We start from the raw sequence: 16,506 nt of genomic DNA on the forward strand, positions 1-16,506 counted from the left end.
CATGCGTCCCCTCAAAGCCCCAACCCCACCTTCTCTTTCTCCGGCAGTCGCTGTGGCACTCGGAGCCTGTAGCCTGCTGGTGGTCGGAGCGCTGATGTGGCGCACCTTCGGCCCGCCTCCCCAACCCGACTGGGCGGCTGAAGACGCCGCCCAGATCCGCAGCGGCTCCCACTTCCCCGCCCTTTCCGTCGACGTTGAACACCTGGCAGCCTCTCGCCAGGCTCACTACCATACCGTCGAGCTCTCCTCGGACCAGCGTGCCCAGCACCACGCCCTGATGGAGGCGGTTGTCGCCGCCAACCGTGCTCAGTTTACCGACGCCGAAGCAATCGATGCCCGGGCGCTTCAGGGGCGCATCGACACCTTAAGCTCGGCGCTTCTACCGGCAACCGGCCCCCGCGGGTTTGTGCCGCTGGCCGAACCAACGTTTGAGGCCTGCGCCTCGGGCCTTGAAGAGCTGCTCGACGCGATCCGTCGCGGAGCGCTCACGTTACACGAGGCATCGACCGCCCCGCCGGCCAAACGCTTTGAATCCTATCGCGATCATTGCGGCAACGTGCTGCCCATGTTGCGCGAGCGCGCCTTGATCACCGAAGACGCCCGGTGGAGCTACGCATCCAGCCCCTATATCTTCAGCGTGCTTCAGCGCTACCGCTTTGCCGACATCATCCACACCCGCCAACCGCTGCGCCTGCAACTGGCCCCGTACGAGCTCCAGCTTCTGACACGCTGGCGCATCGAAGATCCCAACGCCTTTGACGTACGCACGCGTCGGCGCCACCTCGCCCGCGCCACAGACTTGCTGCCTGACTACGATGTTCCCCTGGCGCGCACTCGCCTCGACGCTCACGGCAAAGCGCTAAGCGAAGCCCTCCCGCACTTTCGCGATCTCGTCGAGTCCCATCCGGACACCCCTCGCTACCGCGATCTTCTGCGCGAACTTGAGCACCAGGCGGCCCAGACACCAAAAAACTAGCCCCATACGATCAAAACAACCACCAGACTGCCAATCCATCGCTTTTTCGGCGTCCTTCAAATTCTCTTCCAAAACCTTATTGACACTCCGTGAGACCATCCGTATACATGCTCCCCGTTGGCGCAACGAGCCAACCATCCCAATCGGGGCCGTAGCTCAGCTGGGAGAGCGCGTGACTGGCAGTCACGAGGTCGTGGGTTCGATCCCCATCGGCTCCATACAATTCAATTCCCTTTTTCATCCGGGGCCGTAGCTCAGCTGGGAGAGCGCGTGACTGGCAGTCACGAGGTCGTGGGTTCGATCCCCATCGGCTCCATAAGAAATAAAAAGCGGGCCCTTCGTTTCGACGAAGGGCCCGCTTTTTTATGTCCGCAAAAGCCCCCTTTGCGTTCTCGTTATCTCACAAAAAAGCCCCCGACCCATGAAGTCGGGGGCTTTTTTGAGTTTCGGCCCTGGCCCGCACCCGGCGGCTCATCACTACATCCGAGTCGGTACGCCAGCGAGCTCAGTCGCGCGACATCATCAGAATGCGCAGGATGTACCAGAAGAGCATCCCGATGGAGCTAAAGAGCGCCAGCGCCGCGGCCACATGCTGATCGGTCCGATAGACGTGCACCATATTCGAAGTCTGATAGACGATCATCGCCGCCGACAGCCCTACCATCGCGATCGAGAACCCCAACCCCAGCGAGAAATTAAAGAGCGTCCCGGCGACAATCGCCCCCAGCGCCACCAGGCTTCCCACCGCCAGGCCCACACGCAGAATCGAAAAGTCTTTACCCGTGATAAAGACCACCGCCGTCATACCGGCAAACACGATCAACGTGAGCAGCCCGGCGTGCAAAAGCACCGATGAACCGATCTGATACTGCGCGACCAGGATCATGGGCGTGAGCAACACGCCGTAGGCCGAGACGCCGACCACAAGCCCCAGGTATTGCAGGGGCTTTGAATGCACGTGGGCCGCCATCCAGTCCCCCAACCAGCTCGCGCCGATGAACAACGCCAGAATGATCAACCAGTTGGTGCTGAACATGAAGTTGAGAACCGGCTCAGCCAGCGGCGAATTCAGAAAAAGACCGATAAACGCCACACACATCAGAACCGCCGCGCTCAGGTGCGCGTAGGTCCGTCGCAGAAAGGCCTGACGCTCCTCGGGCAAAGCCTGGCTGACCACATGAGCGCCCCCCTGCTCCGTCTCCCAGCCGTCCTGACCACCACCGCCATCGTATCCTTGATAATCTCGATGCATCCTTCGTCCTCCTGATAAGTTTGAGTCCATATTCGGACCGACCAAAAGGTCGACCGAAAGCAATCCAGCAAAAAACTCGGGGGCTGATCCTTTCTATTTCACCTCCCGAGGTGTCGCCAAAGAGATATCGAGTTAAGTTGTCGGCAGCAACTCCGCTCCGACCTACCAAAGAACCTTGGGGAATGCCCTCCCCGGGGCGCCCTGTTGAGCCGGTGTCCGGGCGAGTTTGCCCCGAACATCACTGACATCGATAGCGACGGCTTTCCATGAACCGACGTCACTTTTTGAAACTCTTGAGCGTCGCCCTGGCCGGCTCGACGTTGCCCTTAAACCTCAACGCCTTTGAGCGTCAGCACCAGGTCGGCATCGCCCGGCTTCGCTACCAGGGGGGCAATGACAATCCGCGCCCCGGCGCTCTCCGACGGCTCCTTCAGGAAGTCGGGCGACATACCAGCGTGGAGGTAAACCCGGTCGTCTCCGAAATCTGGGGACGGCGCGAGGAGCTTTTTCTGCACCCGATGATCGCCATGGCCGGCGACCGGGGATACGACCCACTCCCCGACGAGGTGATCGAGAACTTGCGCCTCTACCTGAGCTCCGGTGGATTCCTTTACATCGACTCTGCCGAAGGCCTCACAGACGGGCCTTTTATGGAATCGGTGCGTCGCGACCTCGCGCGAGTCTTTCCCGACCGCCCCATCGCCACGGTCCCGCGCGACCACACCGTGCACAAGTCCTTCTACCTCATCGATCGACCGGTGGGCCGTCTCGACATCGCGGCCAACCTGGAGGGCATCTTCGACGAGGAGCGCGCCTCGGTGCTGATCAACCCCAACGATCTTCTGGGCGCACTGGCCCGTGACGCTTTCGGAGGCTGGGAGCACCAGGTCAGCCCCGGTGGCGACCGGCAGCGCGATATGGCCCAGCGCCTGGCCGTCAACATCGTGCTCTATGCCCTGACCATCGACTACAAGGCCGACCAGGTCCACATCCCCTTTATTCTGCGACGTCGACGCTGGCGCGTCGACTAGGCCTTTTACGGAGCGCTTCATGCTTCAACTCTCCGAATACAATGCCCGCGATCTCCTCTGGCTGGGCGACTGGAGCCCGGGCTGGATCGCCGCGCTGGGGGTGCTCGGACTGGCCGTGCTCCTCTTCAGCGCCTACGACCTGCGGGACATGCGCGCGCACCGACGCCTCACCCTGATCGGGCTGCGCGCGGCGGTCTTCGGCCTGGCCGTGCTCATGCTCCTGGAGCCGGCCCTCGATCTGAAAAAAGTCTCCAAAGTAAAGAACCATGTCGCCGTGCTCGTCGATACCAGTCAGACGATGAACCTGGACATTGCCGAGTCTGATCAACGCCGCATCGACCGCGCGCACGAAGCCCTGGAACGCCTCCGCCCGATGTTCGAGGCCGACAGCGAAGACCATCACTTTGACATCTTTACCTACGGCGACGAGCTGCGCCCGACCACCCTGGACGCCGCACTCAGCGCCCCGGCCGACGCCTCCCGCGCCGATTTAAGCGCCGCCCTGACCCGCCTACCCGAGCACTATCAGGGCAAAGATCTCGGCGGCATCATCGTCCTCAGCGATGGCATTGACACCGGCGCCATTGGCCGACGAGTGCGCCGCGGCGAACCCCTGGACGAAGCATCCACCGAGATTCTTAAGGCACTTCAGGCGCCGGTACATACCCTGGCCGTGGATGCCGACGCCGGCATGCGTGATGCCGCGGTGACGCGCGTCCTTCACGACGACTTTGCCTTCGTGCACAACTCCCTCAGCGTCGAAGTGGAACTTCACTTCAGCGGCCTGGGCACCCAGACTGTCCCTATCACCCTGCGACGCGATGGCGAGATCCTCCAATCCCAAAGCGTACAAATCCATCCCGAAGAACGCCGCTACAAGGTGGAGTTCGAATTTGTCCCTCGCCAGATTGGTAAAGAAGTCTACACCGTAGACGTGCCCCACTTCGACGACGAAGCCCTGCTGGAGAACAACACCCAGCACTTCGTGTTGCGGGTGATCCGCGACAAAGTTCGGGTGCTCCAGGTAGTAGGCCGCCCAAGCTGGGATCAACGTTTTTTGCGGCAGCTTCTTAAGCGCAATCCCAACGTCGATCTCATCAGCTTCTTCATCCTGCGCACCGACGACACCCCGCAGCTGGTGCCGCGCGATGAGATGAGTCTGATTCCCTTTCCCACCGATGAACTCTTTAACAGCGAGCTGGGCAGCTTTGATCTGGTGATCTTCCAGAACTTTAACTTCGGGCCCTACAACATGGCGCGCTACCTGCCGGCGATCGCCGACTACGTCCGCCAGGGAGGAGCATTTGCGATGATCGGGGGCGACCTTTCCTTTGCCAGTGGCGGATACGCTCGAACCCCAATTGAGTCTCTTTTACCTGTGGAACTCCCTCCCGCAGGCCCCGGCGCCACGATCACCCAGAGCGAACACTTCACCCCCGAACTCACCGAGGCCGGGCACCGCCACCCCATCACCCAGCTGGCCTTTGATCCGGAGCAGAACCGCGAACTCTGGGCGTCTCTGCCCGCTCTCCAGGGCACCAACATCGTCACTGGCCCCTCCCCCGGAGCCACCGTACTGGCGACGCACCCCACGCTGACCTACGGCGGGAAGCCTATGCCCGTCATCGCCGTAGCGGAACGCGGCGAAGGCCGCGTGCTGGCCATTACCAGCGACTCCACCTGGCGCTGGGGCTTTGAACACCTGGCCCAGGGAGGTACCCCCCGCGAGTATCAGATGTTCTGGAATAGCGCGATTCGCTGGCTTATCCAGGATCCCGAACTCAAACTGGTGCGTCTGGATGTTCACGATGACATCGCCGGGCCGGGGCAACCCGTCGATGCCTCAATTCGCGTCTTCAAACCCGACTACAGCCCGGCGGCCAACGCCACGGGACGAGTCGACGTATTTGCCGCCCCGGCCGGACAACCCGCATCCGACACGCCCCCCACTCGCCAGGCCCTCCTGAGCGTCGACTTTCAGACCGACGCCTCGGGCGAACATCAGCTCGATCTGAGCCTTAAGGAACCCGGCGTCTATCACCTGAGAGCCGAGGTAGAAACCTCCTCCGGCACGCTCAGCGACGAGAACCTTGTCCTGGTGGTGCCAGATGTCGAGCAACTCCGCGACATCGTGCCCCGCAACAAACTCCTGGCCCAGATCGCCAAACACACCCGGGCCTACCACACCCTTCTCCCCGAACTTGACCCGGGCGCCCTCTCCTTTAACGCTCCCCGTTTTGTCGAGATTCACCAGCGACGGGTCGTCCAACTCTGGGACAGCGCCCTGCTCTTCCTGGTGATACTCGGGCTGCTTGGCACCGAGTGGTCTCTGCGCCGACGGTGGGGGAGACTCTAGGCCTCATCGCTACCGACGATTTCATTGAGCGTACCCCGGGGCTGGTGTAGAGTGGCCGAGATGTCGGGGCTCAGCCCACGCCTGACACATCGGCGTGGAATTCGCTGGACCCCTACTCGCCAGTCGTTCGCGAGTCTCCGGGTGGCGCGCTTTGCTCGCTCGGTCCATCCCAAATCTTCGTACAGCAGGTACCGTTCATGGGAGAGATCACTCCCGATGCCGTTGAGCTCAGATGTCCTGGCTGCGAGACCTACTTTCGCCTTACCCCCAAGAAGGGACGTCTACCGACGGGCGAAGTTCCCTGCCCTAAGTGTTTCACCGAAATCCCGGTGGAAAACGGGCGTAAGATCTTCCGCTCCGAGTCAGGCGCTGGCGACAGTAAGCCGGAGACCACGCCCCCCAGCTCCACCCCGGGTTTCGGCGTCGTGCCCCGCAAGAGCTCCGAGGCTCGCCTCGATGATGCCTCCGAAGATGCCATCGACCGACTCACCCGTCTGGCCGGCGATTTGCACTCCGGGCCCAAAGCCACCATGGCCGGCCTGCCCGGCGGTGTGAACAACCCCTTTACCCGCGACGGGCATCTCGACAAAACGGCCTCGGTCGAAGCAGACGTGCTCGACACCATGGCCCGAATTCAGGGCAACACCACCCGCAGTCCCTTTGATGCGCCCGCCTCTCGGGAAGAAGGTCTGGCCGAAAGCACCGACTCCGGAGCATGGCGCCAGGCCATTGAGCACGAGAGTTCCCCGGGGCTTCGCCGCGCCTCCATCGACACGACGACCGAGCTCCAATCCCGCAAAACGGTGGATTTGACCCGGCAGCCCCGCGTCTCTTCGGCCCAACTCAGGGAAACCGCCGAAAACCAGCGCGTACCGCGCTCCTGGGTCAGCAACACCGCAGACGCCGCTCGCGAAGACACCCTCGAAGGCGACGTGTCGTCGGACACAGATACCGCCGACCAGCCGCTTAAAAGCCAGGTGCTGGCAAGAATCCAGAGCAAACAACGCCTGGCCAGCCGACCCTCCGAGCCCTCGTCTTCCCCGAGCGATACACCGGCCCCGGGTCAGGCTCAAAAACTCTCCCTCGATAAGCTGCGTCCGACACTCTCCGACGCCCTGGCGTCCGCACAAAGCAGCGCAGAAGCGCCTGCAAATGACGGCGACGACCAACCTTCGCTCGCTCGTCTCTTCAAAAAGGCCCAGCAACGTCGCGCCAGTCAGAACAGCGGCACCATCCCCGAGCTTCCCCTCTCTCGAAGCGAGCCTCCCTCGTTACCCACGGCACGCGCCCAGGCCCCGCGACGCCGTCCCGAGGATCTGCCGCCCTCGACCGAGCTGCCCGAAATCTCCGACGTCAAACCCGCCACCGATAAGGCTCAGCAGGGTCTTGCCGACCTCCTCGGAGACATCCCCGAGAAAGCTCCCGACGAGAGCGCCGAGACCCCTGATCATTCCGGGCTCTTCGACGGGTTTGGCGCGCCAGAAGGCGCGCCCCTTCCCGGGCGCCCCGCCCTCCCCGGCGTCTCCCGAGAACGTGGACAGACCACCAGCCAGTCCATGCTGGCGCGACTGCAGGCCCGCCGTCGCGACCCAAACGTCGACCCGATCGAATTGGGCACCGCCGGCGAAACTCGCGGCAGCGGATATATCCGCCTGCCAACCTCCGAGATCCAGGACGTGCTCGGCCGGGGCAGCTACCGCCTGCGCATCGAAGACGTGATCTATGAGCCGGTCGATGAAGAAGGCCTCACTCAACTGATCAAAAGTGGCGTACTCCTGGGCGCCGAAGAACTCGCCGAAGCCGACGGAGACTGGATGCCCGTCTCCGAGCACCCCGTCTTCGGGGAACTGCGACGCAAAATGGCCGCCGAGGCTCACAATGTCCTCTCCCGCATCGGCACCCCACGCCGAAAAGCCCCCCGGGAGGCACTGGCCCAGGCTCCCGAAACACCGGCCTTTGAACCGCCGCTCCCGGTGGAAGCATCTTCCAACTCGCTCGATTTTAGCCTGCTCGACATGGAGGAAAAGTCCTCCCAGACTCTCCATCAGGATGCCGCGCCCTCGCACGATGACATCGCGCCCTCCGGGGCCGAGATTGAGACCTCCGAGGACATCTTCCCGGAGTCTCAACCGGAGCCCTCCGAGCCGGAACTCGATCCCTTCATGGAGCTCGAAGCTCCTGTCGACGAAGATTCGGCAGAGAAGGCTCCCGTCGAACGAGCTCTCGATGAGCCGTCTCTCGCCGAGACGCCCCTTGTAGATACTCCTCAACCAGAACCTGTACCCGCCGCCGTCACCAACGCCGCACCGCCCACCCGGCCCGACCCGAGCGCCTCTGCCTCGTTTGATGCACTGCCCACGCGCAAGAAGTCTTCGGCGAGCGTCGTTGCAGGCATCACGTTGGGGATTGGAGTGCTCGGTCTTCTTGGCCTGACCCTGACCACTCCGGGCCAGACCCTGGTAGAGGATACCACCGGTTGGAACCCCTCCTCACTCTGGGTGGACCACGAAACGACCTCCCCCCAACAGGCCTCCTCTAGCGCAACCCCATCGGAAGATGCCCCTGCCCCCCCGGATGAGACCGCCAAAGCCGCGGATGGCGAACTCCTCAGCGAGCAGGCCGCCGACGAAGAGCAACCTGCCGCAGAGATGGCCGCCGGGCAACCAACCTTCGAAGAGCTTCATCAACGATGGCTACAGGGCGAAGGTGAGCTGGAGTTTCTCGCAAGTTTTGCCAACGCTGCCGAAGAGCGCGAAGCCTGGTCGATGGTGCGCCAGGCCAGCCTGGCGGCGCTAACGCTGGCTCCCGACGACGAACGATTCACCAGCGCGTACCAACGCGCCCTTAAGCGCGACCCGGATCTGGACGCGTACAAGCCCATTTCCCTCAACAATCCGGCCGAACTCTCGCTGGTCGGTACCTACAACGTCGACACCCACCAGGGCCTGGTCTTTAAACTCTCGGACTCCGACGATGAACACGTCTTCAAACCGGCCCGGGAAGGCTGGGAAGACGGCTGGCGCATGGAAATCGCCGCCTGGCGCCTGTGCGAACTCATCGCCTGCAACTTCGCGATCCTCAAAACCACCCCTGCCATTCTGACGGCCGAGACGCTTGAAGCCACCCTGGCACAGGCCTCCGACCAGGTTGACAAAGAGACCATCGCCCGCCTGCAAAGCCAGGCCATCTGGGAGACCGACGACGACGGCACACGCTTTGTTCGAGGAAGCCTGGAACGCCTCCCCACCGCCGCTCGGGCTCCCTTCCCCATTGAGTACCGCCCCCTCTGGATCGACTGGCTGACGGCGAGTTCGTCGCCGCGCCCCCTGGAAGCGCCCCTGGCCGAAGAACTCGGCAACATTGCCAACCTCGCCAGCGGCAAATTCCAACAACCCCTGATCGACGCCATGGGTGCGCAACCCACCTCCGAGGTCGCCCGCGAGGTCTCCAGCCTGTTGCTCTTTGACTATCTGACCAACAACTGGGAACGCTTCTCCACGAGCAGCGAAACCTACGGGCTGAACAACCCGGTCATCAACGGCGGCCTTGTCTCCCGACACAATGGTGACGCCTTCCAGCCCCGCGCTTCACGACGCGTGCAGGGGCGATTCGAGTGGACGACCCGTTTTAGCCGCAGTACGGTCGCCACGATTCGCCTGCTGGATCGCGAAACCCTGGAAAACGTCCTCTTTCCCGAAGCCAGCCAGGTTGACCGAGTCCGCCTCAACGTGATGTGGTCACAGCGCGAAGATTTGCTCAAACGCGTCGATCAGCTCATCGCTCAGCATGGCCAGGACAGCGTCCTCTACTTCCCCTGATTCTGTGAGTACCCCCGTCTTATGACCAAGTTTTACTACGCCTGCGACCCGTCCCCCGGCAACTGGGGTGATACCTTCGCCCTGTGCAACGCTGCCGAGATCGATCTGGAGCGCCTGGAAAACCCGCCGAAGATCGCCACGCTCAATCGCTGGCGTGTCGACTCCCCGAAGGGCTTCGGCTTTGTTCTCCATGCCCCTTCGGTGATCGGCGAGCAGCTCGTCGGCGCCTACGAACGCGACGCTCAAGAGCTCCCACTGGCGCTTCTGGACGCCTGGAAAGAGACCATGGAGCGTGCTCACGCCCTGGCTGCGCGCGCCATTCTCTTCTCCACGCCGATGGAATTTCGCCCTGGCACGGCCAGCCGGGCGCTGATATCGGCCCTGGGCGACACCCTGGCCGCCCAGGCCGGTCGCCCGGTCATCTGGCAAGCCGAGGGCATCTGGGACGTGGAGAGCACCCTGAGTTTGGCTCGCGACCACCACCTGACTCTGGCCATCGACCCTTACCTGGCGCTGCGCGACGAGATTGAGCTGGGCCACGGCGACGGTGCTTTTATCCTCAACGAACGCGCCGGCATGCGCCGGGAATTCGACCGCTACGATCTGGAAGAAATGCTCGGCGCGATGAGCTCCTTCAACCGCGCTTTCCTCCTTCTGCGCGGACGTTTTCAACGTAAGCACGCAGAGGCGCTGCGCGAGCTTCTGGGCTAACCCTCGGCAGCCCCCGTACTTCTGCGCATGTTTAAGCCGGTCCCTTCAGGGGGCCGGCTTTTTTTTGACACTAACTCCCCTCCGCCAATTACCCTTTTCGGGTGAAACCTTAAATGTCCCTCTCCCCCCTCCCTCCCGCCACCCGAACAGAACCTCGAAAATTCAGGTTAATATTTTGTCTATAATTTTAGCCTTAGCAGGTTGACACCGCATGCCCATGCGTGCACATTCACCCTCGAAGGGTGGGAAAGCAAACATTCAACACCCCTTTCACTCACCGTAACACCACGCAACGAGGATACGAATGAGCGTCAATTTTAATGATGAGTTAAAGCGCTTTCAGGACGCGCTCAACACCAAAGAACAGGAGCTTGCAGAGCTGCGAAAGAAGCGCGATTCGCACAGCATGCAAACCGCGGAGGCCCGCGCTGCGATCGAAGGCCTGCGCGCAGCCCTGCGTGGTGAAGCGGCCCCCACCCGCCAGCGAGGGCGCAAGAACGTGCGTGGTGTCAGCTCCATCCCCGTCGACCCCGAAACCAATCGCCCCCCGCGTGGCGCACGCCGACAGCAGATCCTCGAAATCTGCCGTCAGCTCGGTGCCGCCCACGAACAGTTCCGTACCGCCGACGTGCTCAAATCCCTGGGGCGCATCGAGGGCGAAGTTACCGACGGCATTCGCAGCTATACCTACAGCGTCATCAACACCTTCGAAAAGGAAGGGCTGATGGAGAAGGTCGGACGCGGCCGCTGGAAGTGGAACGGCTAATCCACCTGGCCTCTCTCACGACGCTTTCATAAGGATTCGAATCATGACGCAGACCAACGAAATGCTTGAAACGGTGCTCTCCAGCGCCGAAAAAAAACTTCGTGACCTGGAAGAAGCCCAGGCCTCCATCGAGGAAGACATCGAGCGCACCGAGCGCGAGATCATGACCCTCAAAGAAACGATCAAAGCCTTCTCCCAGCTTCAATCTCAGCTCAACGGCTGAACCGGCTTCCAGGCCAGGCTTTATCGAATTGCCCGACGCTTATCGCGTCGGGCTTTTTTTTGCTTACAACGGCGCCTGCCCTTCTGGAAGCTGTCTGGATTCTTGTCGGCCTCCCCACTATAGTTCGGCGCATCTGGAGCATATAGACCTCAGCCTGAGTTGAGGGTGAGCCAAGCTGACACACCAACCGGTTAGTCAGCCCACTCGATCGCTTTCTCGGACGATGGCCCAGGCCTTGCTTTAAGTGCCCGCAATAGATGCGACGCCCGATACTGCATGGACACCTCAGGCGCCTTTTGCGCCACATTGAATAATTAGATTTGGAGGAATTTCATGGCTGCCCCCGTTTCTTCGTCCGGCTGCAACCGAATGCCCGCCCTGCTCGTCCTTCTTCTGGGACTGACGCTTACCACCGCTTGCGGCGACGCCGAACTGGGCCGAGGTTCTATCAATGGCCACACAGCTCCCGGCCAGAACTCGCAAAATGATGGGCCAGCTACGGGGGGAAATGCCGGAGACCCACCCGACTCAAACAATCTGGAGCCAGACGACGATGGAGTCGTCATGGTCCCCTGGTCTCACGAGATTGACGATTCAACGCTGGCCTCAGCCGTATTGAATGAAGGCTCGATCACTTTTCCGCTGGCTGGCAATGACTTCCTGACGGAGGTCACCCGAGCTGACATCCTCTACAACCTGACCAGTGAAGAGCCCTTCATCTACCGCGTCAATGCCATCGACAGCACCGAGACCGACATCACATTTTTTGTCCAGGATGCGCCGCTGACCGACTTGATCATCCAGGCCAAAATCGGTCTGGATGAACCTTCTAACATGTCCACCAACGCCCTCTCCCAGCATCAACAAAGCCTGAACGAAAACGGCATAGGCCAGCTCCACCAACCTCTCGACGATGAGTTTGAACGCATCACCACCACCGTGAGCTTCCCCACCATTGAGGCCAGCGTATGCGACAACCACTCCGGAGTCTCGGTGGTCGTCGATCTATCCGCCTCAGACATCGAAGGAACCTACGGCTCCGTCGATGCCAGCACGGGCTTCACAGCCGGAGACAGCTGCCCGGACAACACCATCGGCGGCCGCGTGTCGACGACGCCAACCATTACGATTGATATCTACAACGCCGTCGCCGCACTGGACATCGACACCTCTTGGTTCGGTGAAGAAAGCCAGGCCAGTGAGAGCGAGTGCGAGTGTTTCAGCAGCCACTACCCCGATGTCGCCCCCTGCGGCATTTCAGAGCAGGAGATGCCCTTCTACAAACGCGAGTGCAACGGGCGTCTCAAAGTGTTCAACTTTCAGCTCAGCGCAAGTTTCATCACCGCACTTAGTGATCTTGTCTTCGAGCTCTACTACGAACTTGAGTTCTCAAAACCTCTCTTTGAGATCACCCTGGTAAAAGTCCCCTTTGCCATCGGCCCGGTACCTGTAACCGCCAGCGTAACCTTTGAGGTCGTATTCACGGCGCAGACCGACGGAGGGCTCAGTGCTTCGTGGGCCGGCAAAAACGCCCCGGGTTTCCAGATCGATACGATGTTCGGCGTGGAGTACTCGAACAACGCCTTCCAGAGAATTCAGCAGGACCCACAACCCGACCCCTATGTCATTGATGACCCCGACTTGCTCGGAAAAATCAACGCGTCGATTGCCCTTGATGCCAACGTCAAACTCAAGGCGCTGATCCTCAACTTCGCGGGGGTTACGGCGACCGTTCCCGGTCTCTACGCCAAACTTGAAGCATCCTACGAGAACAACCTCACACAGGGCGAAGAGCAATGTACCCTGGAACTATCCGTGGGAGCCGCTGTCAAGCTGGGGCTGGAATCAGACGCCGGCTGGATTGGAGACCTCATTGGTATCAATGGCGAGGTCAACTGGACCATCCTCGACACCTGCGATGCCGCAGAAGGCAGCTTCTTACGCAACCTCTGCTATTACAAAGACTTCAGCGCGGCACTCGGCTTCGTGTGCCCTCCCCCCATGCCTGCACGAGTCAACAAGGTGCGCCTCACCGTCGACGATGCAAACTTCCCTCCCGGCCAAAACGCCCCGGAACACGTCCCGGTCGATGCCCTCTTCGTACAGCGTGTCCCGGTGAGCAGCGCTCCCTACTACCTCGTCCCCAGCCGCGTCATCGTCGATGGTCAAGAGAGCGCCGAAGCCCTCGAAAAGATCCACGCGATTCAGTACCTCAGCTGCGATCCCGAGCTCTGGGAAGAGAGCGTCATTACCTTCGAGAATGAACTGATCGTTGACTACGCAGAAGTCTTTGAGGCTGGCGACCTGATTCGCATCCATCGCCAGGGATTTCCCACCTCGCAGGCCGCAGACAATCCGACCAACCCGGAACACCACGGCTTGCTCTGCTTCCCCAACGGCAACTTCCATATCGATGTCGGCCGCAGCGATAAAGAACAGTGGGAGCGACTGATTGATCATGTCTCTACCACCAGCGATCATCGCCTGACCCCGACCTTTCTGGAGAGCTTTACCGACGAAGAGAACACGTCTACCGGGAACTGACCTTCCCTAAAGCTCTCCTCTTGAAACACACAAAGGCGTCGGCCCTGATGGGCCGGCGCCTTCGTGCATCAGGTCCCCTTCTCGGTTGCTCACTACTCCGCGCTTCGCTAGCGTGGCGGCCCTCGACGTCCGCCTCTCGCTTTCCGCGGAGCCTGCCTGATGCCCTCCGATATCCGCCGTAACAACGTCTCCGGTGACCTCGTCATCCTCGCCCGAGACCGCGCCCGCCGCCCCCGCGACCACAACCTGATCGAAGCCCCCTCCTCACCGGCGAGCTGCCCCTTCTGTCCGGGCGCCTCGACAAAAACTCCTGCTCCTATCCGCTCCCACACAAGTCCGGCCTATCCGGGGCACAAAGCCGCAATTCGGGTCGTCCCCAACCTCTACCCCGCGCTGACCCCGGAGCAACCCTGGCAAGCCCGGGCAGAAGGCCCCTACGATACATTCACCGGAGTCGGAGCCCACGAAGTCGTCATTGAAGCTCCCGACCACGTGGTCTCCTGGCTGGAGGTAAGCGCGGAGCATATCGCTGAGATTCTGGCCTCCTGGCAGGACCGTATCCGCGACCTGCGCCAGGACCCACGAATCCGTGACATCATCCCCTTTAAGAACGTCGGCCCCCGCTCCGGCGCGACCCTGGCCCACGCGCACAGCCAGATCCTGGCCCTGCCCCTTCTCAGCCCTCGTCAGCAACGCCTGCTCGACCGCGGAGAATCCCACTTCGCGCACCACGGTCGCTGCCCGATGTGTGACGCTATCGACCAGGAGTGCCGCACCGAAGAGCGCCTGATCCTTGCCTCCGACGAACTCATCGCCTGGGCTCCCTATGGCTCCAGAGCCAGCTTCGAGGTCTGGATCGCCCCGCGCATACACCAGGCCGACTTCACGCAGGCTCACCCCGCAATTTTGCTCCAACTTGCCGACCACATCCGCCAGATCCTCGCACGCTGGGAACACGCACTGGGCCCGGTGGACCACAACCTTGTGTTGCACTCCGCCCCCTTTGCGTTCGCGGGAAAACCATACTATCACTGGCACCTGGAAATGCTCCCACGATTGAGCACCCACGGCGGATTTGAGTGGGGCTCGGGCGCCTACATCAACGCCACCGCCTCGGAGGTGGCCGCGCGCCACCTGCGCGATTTAAATTGCTGACGGAAGACACGATGGATTTGAGCCGCTATATCAAGACCAGAGACACCGACTCCCAACTGGGCCGACGCCGGCTTAATGTGCTCTTCGCCTCCAGCGAAGTTGCCCCCTTCTCCAAAACCGGGGGCCTGGCCGATGTCGCAGCCAGCCTGCCTCAGGCGCTGGCACGCCGCGGCCATAACGTCTCCATCGTCACGCCGCTCTACAAACACCTCGATCCGAAGGCGATGCGACTGAGCCGTCGACTCGCCCCCCTGGAAGTGCCCCGCAAGAGCAAAAACCAATCCAAGGTTGAGGTCACCGTCTGGGAATCGCGCCTGGACAGCGGCGTGCGCGTCTTCTTTATCGACGCCCCCCAGTATTTCGATCGCGACGGCCTCTACGGCTACGACGACCAGAGCTTTGAAGACAACGCCGAGCGCTTTGCCTTCTTCAGCCGCGCCGTCGTCGAACTCGCGCTGACCTCGCCAATGTCCATCGACATCATCCACAGCAATGACTGGCACACCGGCCTGGTCCCCATCTACGGCAAGCACTACTACGCCGAGGAATTCGCCAACACTCGCTTTGTGATGACGATTCACAACCTGGCATTCCAGGGCAAATTTGACGCCACAAGCTTCAAAGCCACCGGCTTGCCCCGCAAGTACAACGCCAGCGGTGAACTTCTCGATGATGAGGGCCAGCTCAACTACCTGGCCGGCGCGCTACGCTACGCCGACCTCATCACGACCGTAAGCCCGACCTACGCCCGGGAAATCCAACGTAAGAAAAACGGCTTTGGTCTCCACGAGCTGCTTCAGGAACGCAAAGACGATCTGGAGGGCGTCCTCAACGGCGCCGATTACGGCGTGTGGTCCCCGGATGTCGACCGCTTCATTGAGGTCCGTTACTCGGTGGAAACCCTCAACGGCAAACGCCAGAACAAGGCCCACCTCCAGCACAGCCTCGGACTCCCCGTGCGTCCCACCCTGCCCCTGGTTGGCATGGTCAGCCGCTTGACCGAGCAAAAGGGCGTCGATCTGCTCGTCCCGGCCATTCGCTCCCTGCTCACCGAACTCAAAGACGAGCGCGAAGGCTTCCAGGTCATCATCCTGGGGGATGGCCCCGACAAGGTTGTCAAAGAGCTCAAACAGCTTGAAGACCAGTTCCCCAACCGGGCCCGCATCATCGCTGGCTACGATGAGGCCATGGCGCACCGCATCCAGGCCAGCGCCGACATGCTCCTTATCCCCAGCCGTTTTGAGCCCTGCGGGCTCACGCAGATCTACGCGATGCGCTACGGCACCGTGCCCGTCGTCCACGCCACCGGCGGGCTGGCCGATACCGTGGTCGATCTTCGCGACGACCCTGAAAATGGCACCGGCTTTGTCTTCACCGAGCACAACGCCGACGCCCTGGCCGGAGCCATCGAACGGGCCGGAGCCGCCTACCGCAACTACCGCAAGTGGCGCCCGCTGATGATCCGCGCAATGGGCAAAGATTTCTCCTGGCGCGAATCGGCCATGCGTTACGAAGAACTCTTCCTCGACGCACTTCCCGAACAAAACTGAGCCCTCCGGCACTACCCGCTCGCCACTCTCTGGTTTTTCGCTGCATGCCACAAACCAGAGAGGGCGCGGGACCTCTTCCCCCTTCCAGATACGCTCAACACCACTCTCGTTAGAGGTTCAGCCC

At 61.6% G+C, this 16,506-nt stretch carries 11 protein-coding genes and 2 tRNA genes; 12 read left to right on the plus strand and 1 reads right to left on the minus strand.

The window, feature by feature from the left end:
* Position 1 precedes the first annotated feature (1 nt).
* From DL240_RS06120 to DL240_RS06130, 3 genes are all read left to right on the plus strand, one after another.
* Positions 2-976 carry a hypothetical protein gene (locus DL240_RS06120; protein ID WP_146618136.1) on the plus strand — a complete coding sequence of 325 codons (975 nt, stop codon included), beginning with the start codon at positions 2-4 and terminating at the stop codon, positions 974-976.
* 145 nt (positions 977-1,121) lie between these two features.
* Positions 1,122-1,194 (plus strand) — tRNA-Ala (locus tag DL240_RS06125).
* A gap of 25 nt (positions 1,195-1,219) precedes the next feature.
* Positions 1,220-1,292: transfer RNA gene (locus DL240_RS06130), tRNA-Ala, on the plus strand.
* Positions 1,293-1,481: 189 nt separating this feature from the next.
* Here the strand turns inward: DL240_RS06130 and DL240_RS06135 are convergent.
* Entirely contained in the window at positions 1,482-2,228 is a 747-nt protein-coding gene (locus DL240_RS06135; protein ID WP_158542387.1) for a Bax inhibitor-1/YccA family protein, read from the minus strand.
* A gap of 266 nt (positions 2,229-2,494) precedes the next feature.
* On the opposite strand from DL240_RS06135, the gene DL240_RS06140 reads away from it, so the two are divergent.
* The 9 genes from DL240_RS06140 to glgA all read left to right on the plus strand — a co-directional run bounded on the left by DL240_RS06140 (position 2,495) and on the right by glgA (position 16,382).
* Positions 2,495-3,259 carry a DUF4159 domain-containing protein gene (locus tag DL240_RS06140; protein WP_111728991.1) on the plus strand — a complete coding sequence of 255 codons (765 nt, stop codon included), beginning with the start codon at positions 2,495-2,497 and terminating at the stop codon, positions 3,257-3,259.
* 19 nt (positions 3,260-3,278) lie between these two features.
* Positions 3,279-5,615, plus strand: a complete 2,337-nt coding sequence (locus DL240_RS06145) for a glutamine amidotransferase (RefSeq protein WP_111728992.1) — start codon at positions 3,279-3,281, stop codon at positions 5,613-5,615.
* A 329-nt stretch (positions 5,616-5,944) separates the two neighbouring features.
* Positions 5,945-9,433 (plus strand): hypothetical protein, encoded by a 3,489-nt coding sequence (locus DL240_RS06150; RefSeq protein ID WP_111728993.1) that lies wholly within the window; start codon positions 5,945-5,947, stop codon positions 9,431-9,433.
* 21 nt (positions 9,434-9,454) lie between these two features.
* Positions 9,455-10,144 carry a hypothetical protein gene (locus DL240_RS06155; RefSeq protein WP_111728994.1) on the plus strand — a complete coding sequence of 230 codons (690 nt, stop codon included), beginning with the start codon at positions 9,455-9,457 and terminating at the stop codon, positions 10,142-10,144.
* A 304-nt stretch (positions 10,145-10,448) separates the two neighbouring features.
* Complete coding sequence (locus tag DL240_RS06160) at positions 10,449-10,910, plus strand: hypothetical protein (RefSeq protein WP_111728995.1); 462 nt, start codon at positions 10,449-10,451, stop codon at positions 10,908-10,910.
* A gap of 43 nt (positions 10,911-10,953) precedes the next feature.
* Complete coding sequence (locus tag DL240_RS06165) at positions 10,954-11,133, plus strand: hypothetical protein (RefSeq protein WP_111728996.1); 180 nt, start codon at positions 10,954-10,956, stop codon at positions 11,131-11,133.
* A gap of 564 nt (positions 11,134-11,697) precedes the next feature.
* Entirely contained in the window at positions 11,698-13,677 is a 1,980-nt protein-coding gene (locus DL240_RS06170) for a hypothetical protein (RefSeq protein WP_111728997.1), read from the plus strand.
* Between the two features lie 159 nt (positions 13,678-13,836).
* Positions 13,837-14,832 (plus strand): galactose-1-phosphate uridylyltransferase, encoded by a 996-nt coding sequence (locus tag DL240_RS06175; protein WP_111728998.1) that lies wholly within the window; start codon positions 13,837-13,839, stop codon positions 14,830-14,832.
* A gap of 11 nt (positions 14,833-14,843) precedes the next feature.
* Positions 14,844-16,382, plus strand: coding sequence for a glycogen synthase GlgA (glgA, locus tag DL240_RS06180; RefSeq protein WP_111728999.1), 1,539 nt, complete (start codon positions 14,844-14,846; stop codon positions 16,380-16,382).
* The last annotated feature ends 124 nt before the right edge of the window (positions 16,383-16,506 follow it).

The sequence above is a fragment of the Lujinxingia litoralis genome, from assembly GCF_003260125.1.
In the GTDB taxonomy this organism is placed as follows: Bacteria; Myxococcota_A; Bradymonadia; order Bradymonadales; family Bradymonadaceae; genus Lujinxingia; species Lujinxingia litoralis.

What these genes read in the sequence shown, in the direction of transcription:
- DL240_RS06120 (WP_146618136.1), top strand. Translation starts at nt 2, where the DNA reads ATGCGTCCCCTCAAAGCCCCAACCCCACCTTCTCTTTCTCCGGCAGTC.
- DL240_RS06135 (WP_158542387.1), bottom strand. Translation starts at nt 2,228, where the DNA reads ATGCATCGAGATTATCAAGGATACGATGGCGGTGGTGGTCAGGACGGC.
- DL240_RS06140 (WP_111728991.1), top strand. Translation starts at nt 2,495, where the DNA reads ATGAACCGACGTCACTTTTTGAAACTCTTGAGCGTCGCCCTGGCCGGC.
- DL240_RS06145 (WP_111728992.1), top strand. Translation starts at nt 3,279, where the DNA reads ATGCTTCAACTCTCCGAATACAATGCCCGCGATCTCCTCTGGCTGGGC.
- DL240_RS06155 (WP_111728994.1), top strand. Translation starts at nt 9,455, where the DNA reads ATGACCAAGTTTTACTACGCCTGCGACCCGTCCCCCGGCAACTGGGGT.
- DL240_RS06160 (WP_111728995.1), top strand. Translation starts at nt 10,449, where the DNA reads ATGAGCGTCAATTTTAATGATGAGTTAAAGCGCTTTCAGGACGCGCTC.
- DL240_RS06165 (WP_111728996.1), top strand. Translation starts at nt 10,954, where the DNA reads ATGACGCAGACCAACGAAATGCTTGAAACGGTGCTCTCCAGCGCCGAA.
- DL240_RS06170 (WP_111728997.1), top strand. Translation starts at nt 11,698, where the DNA reads ATGGTCCCCTGGTCTCACGAGATTGACGATTCAACGCTGGCCTCAGCC.
- DL240_RS06175 (WP_111728998.1), top strand. Translation starts at nt 13,837, where the DNA reads ATGCCCTCCGATATCCGCCGTAACAACGTCTCCGGTGACCTCGTCATC.
- glgA (WP_111728999.1), top strand. Translation starts at nt 14,844, where the DNA reads ATGGATTTGAGCCGCTATATCAAGACCAGAGACACCGACTCCCAACTG.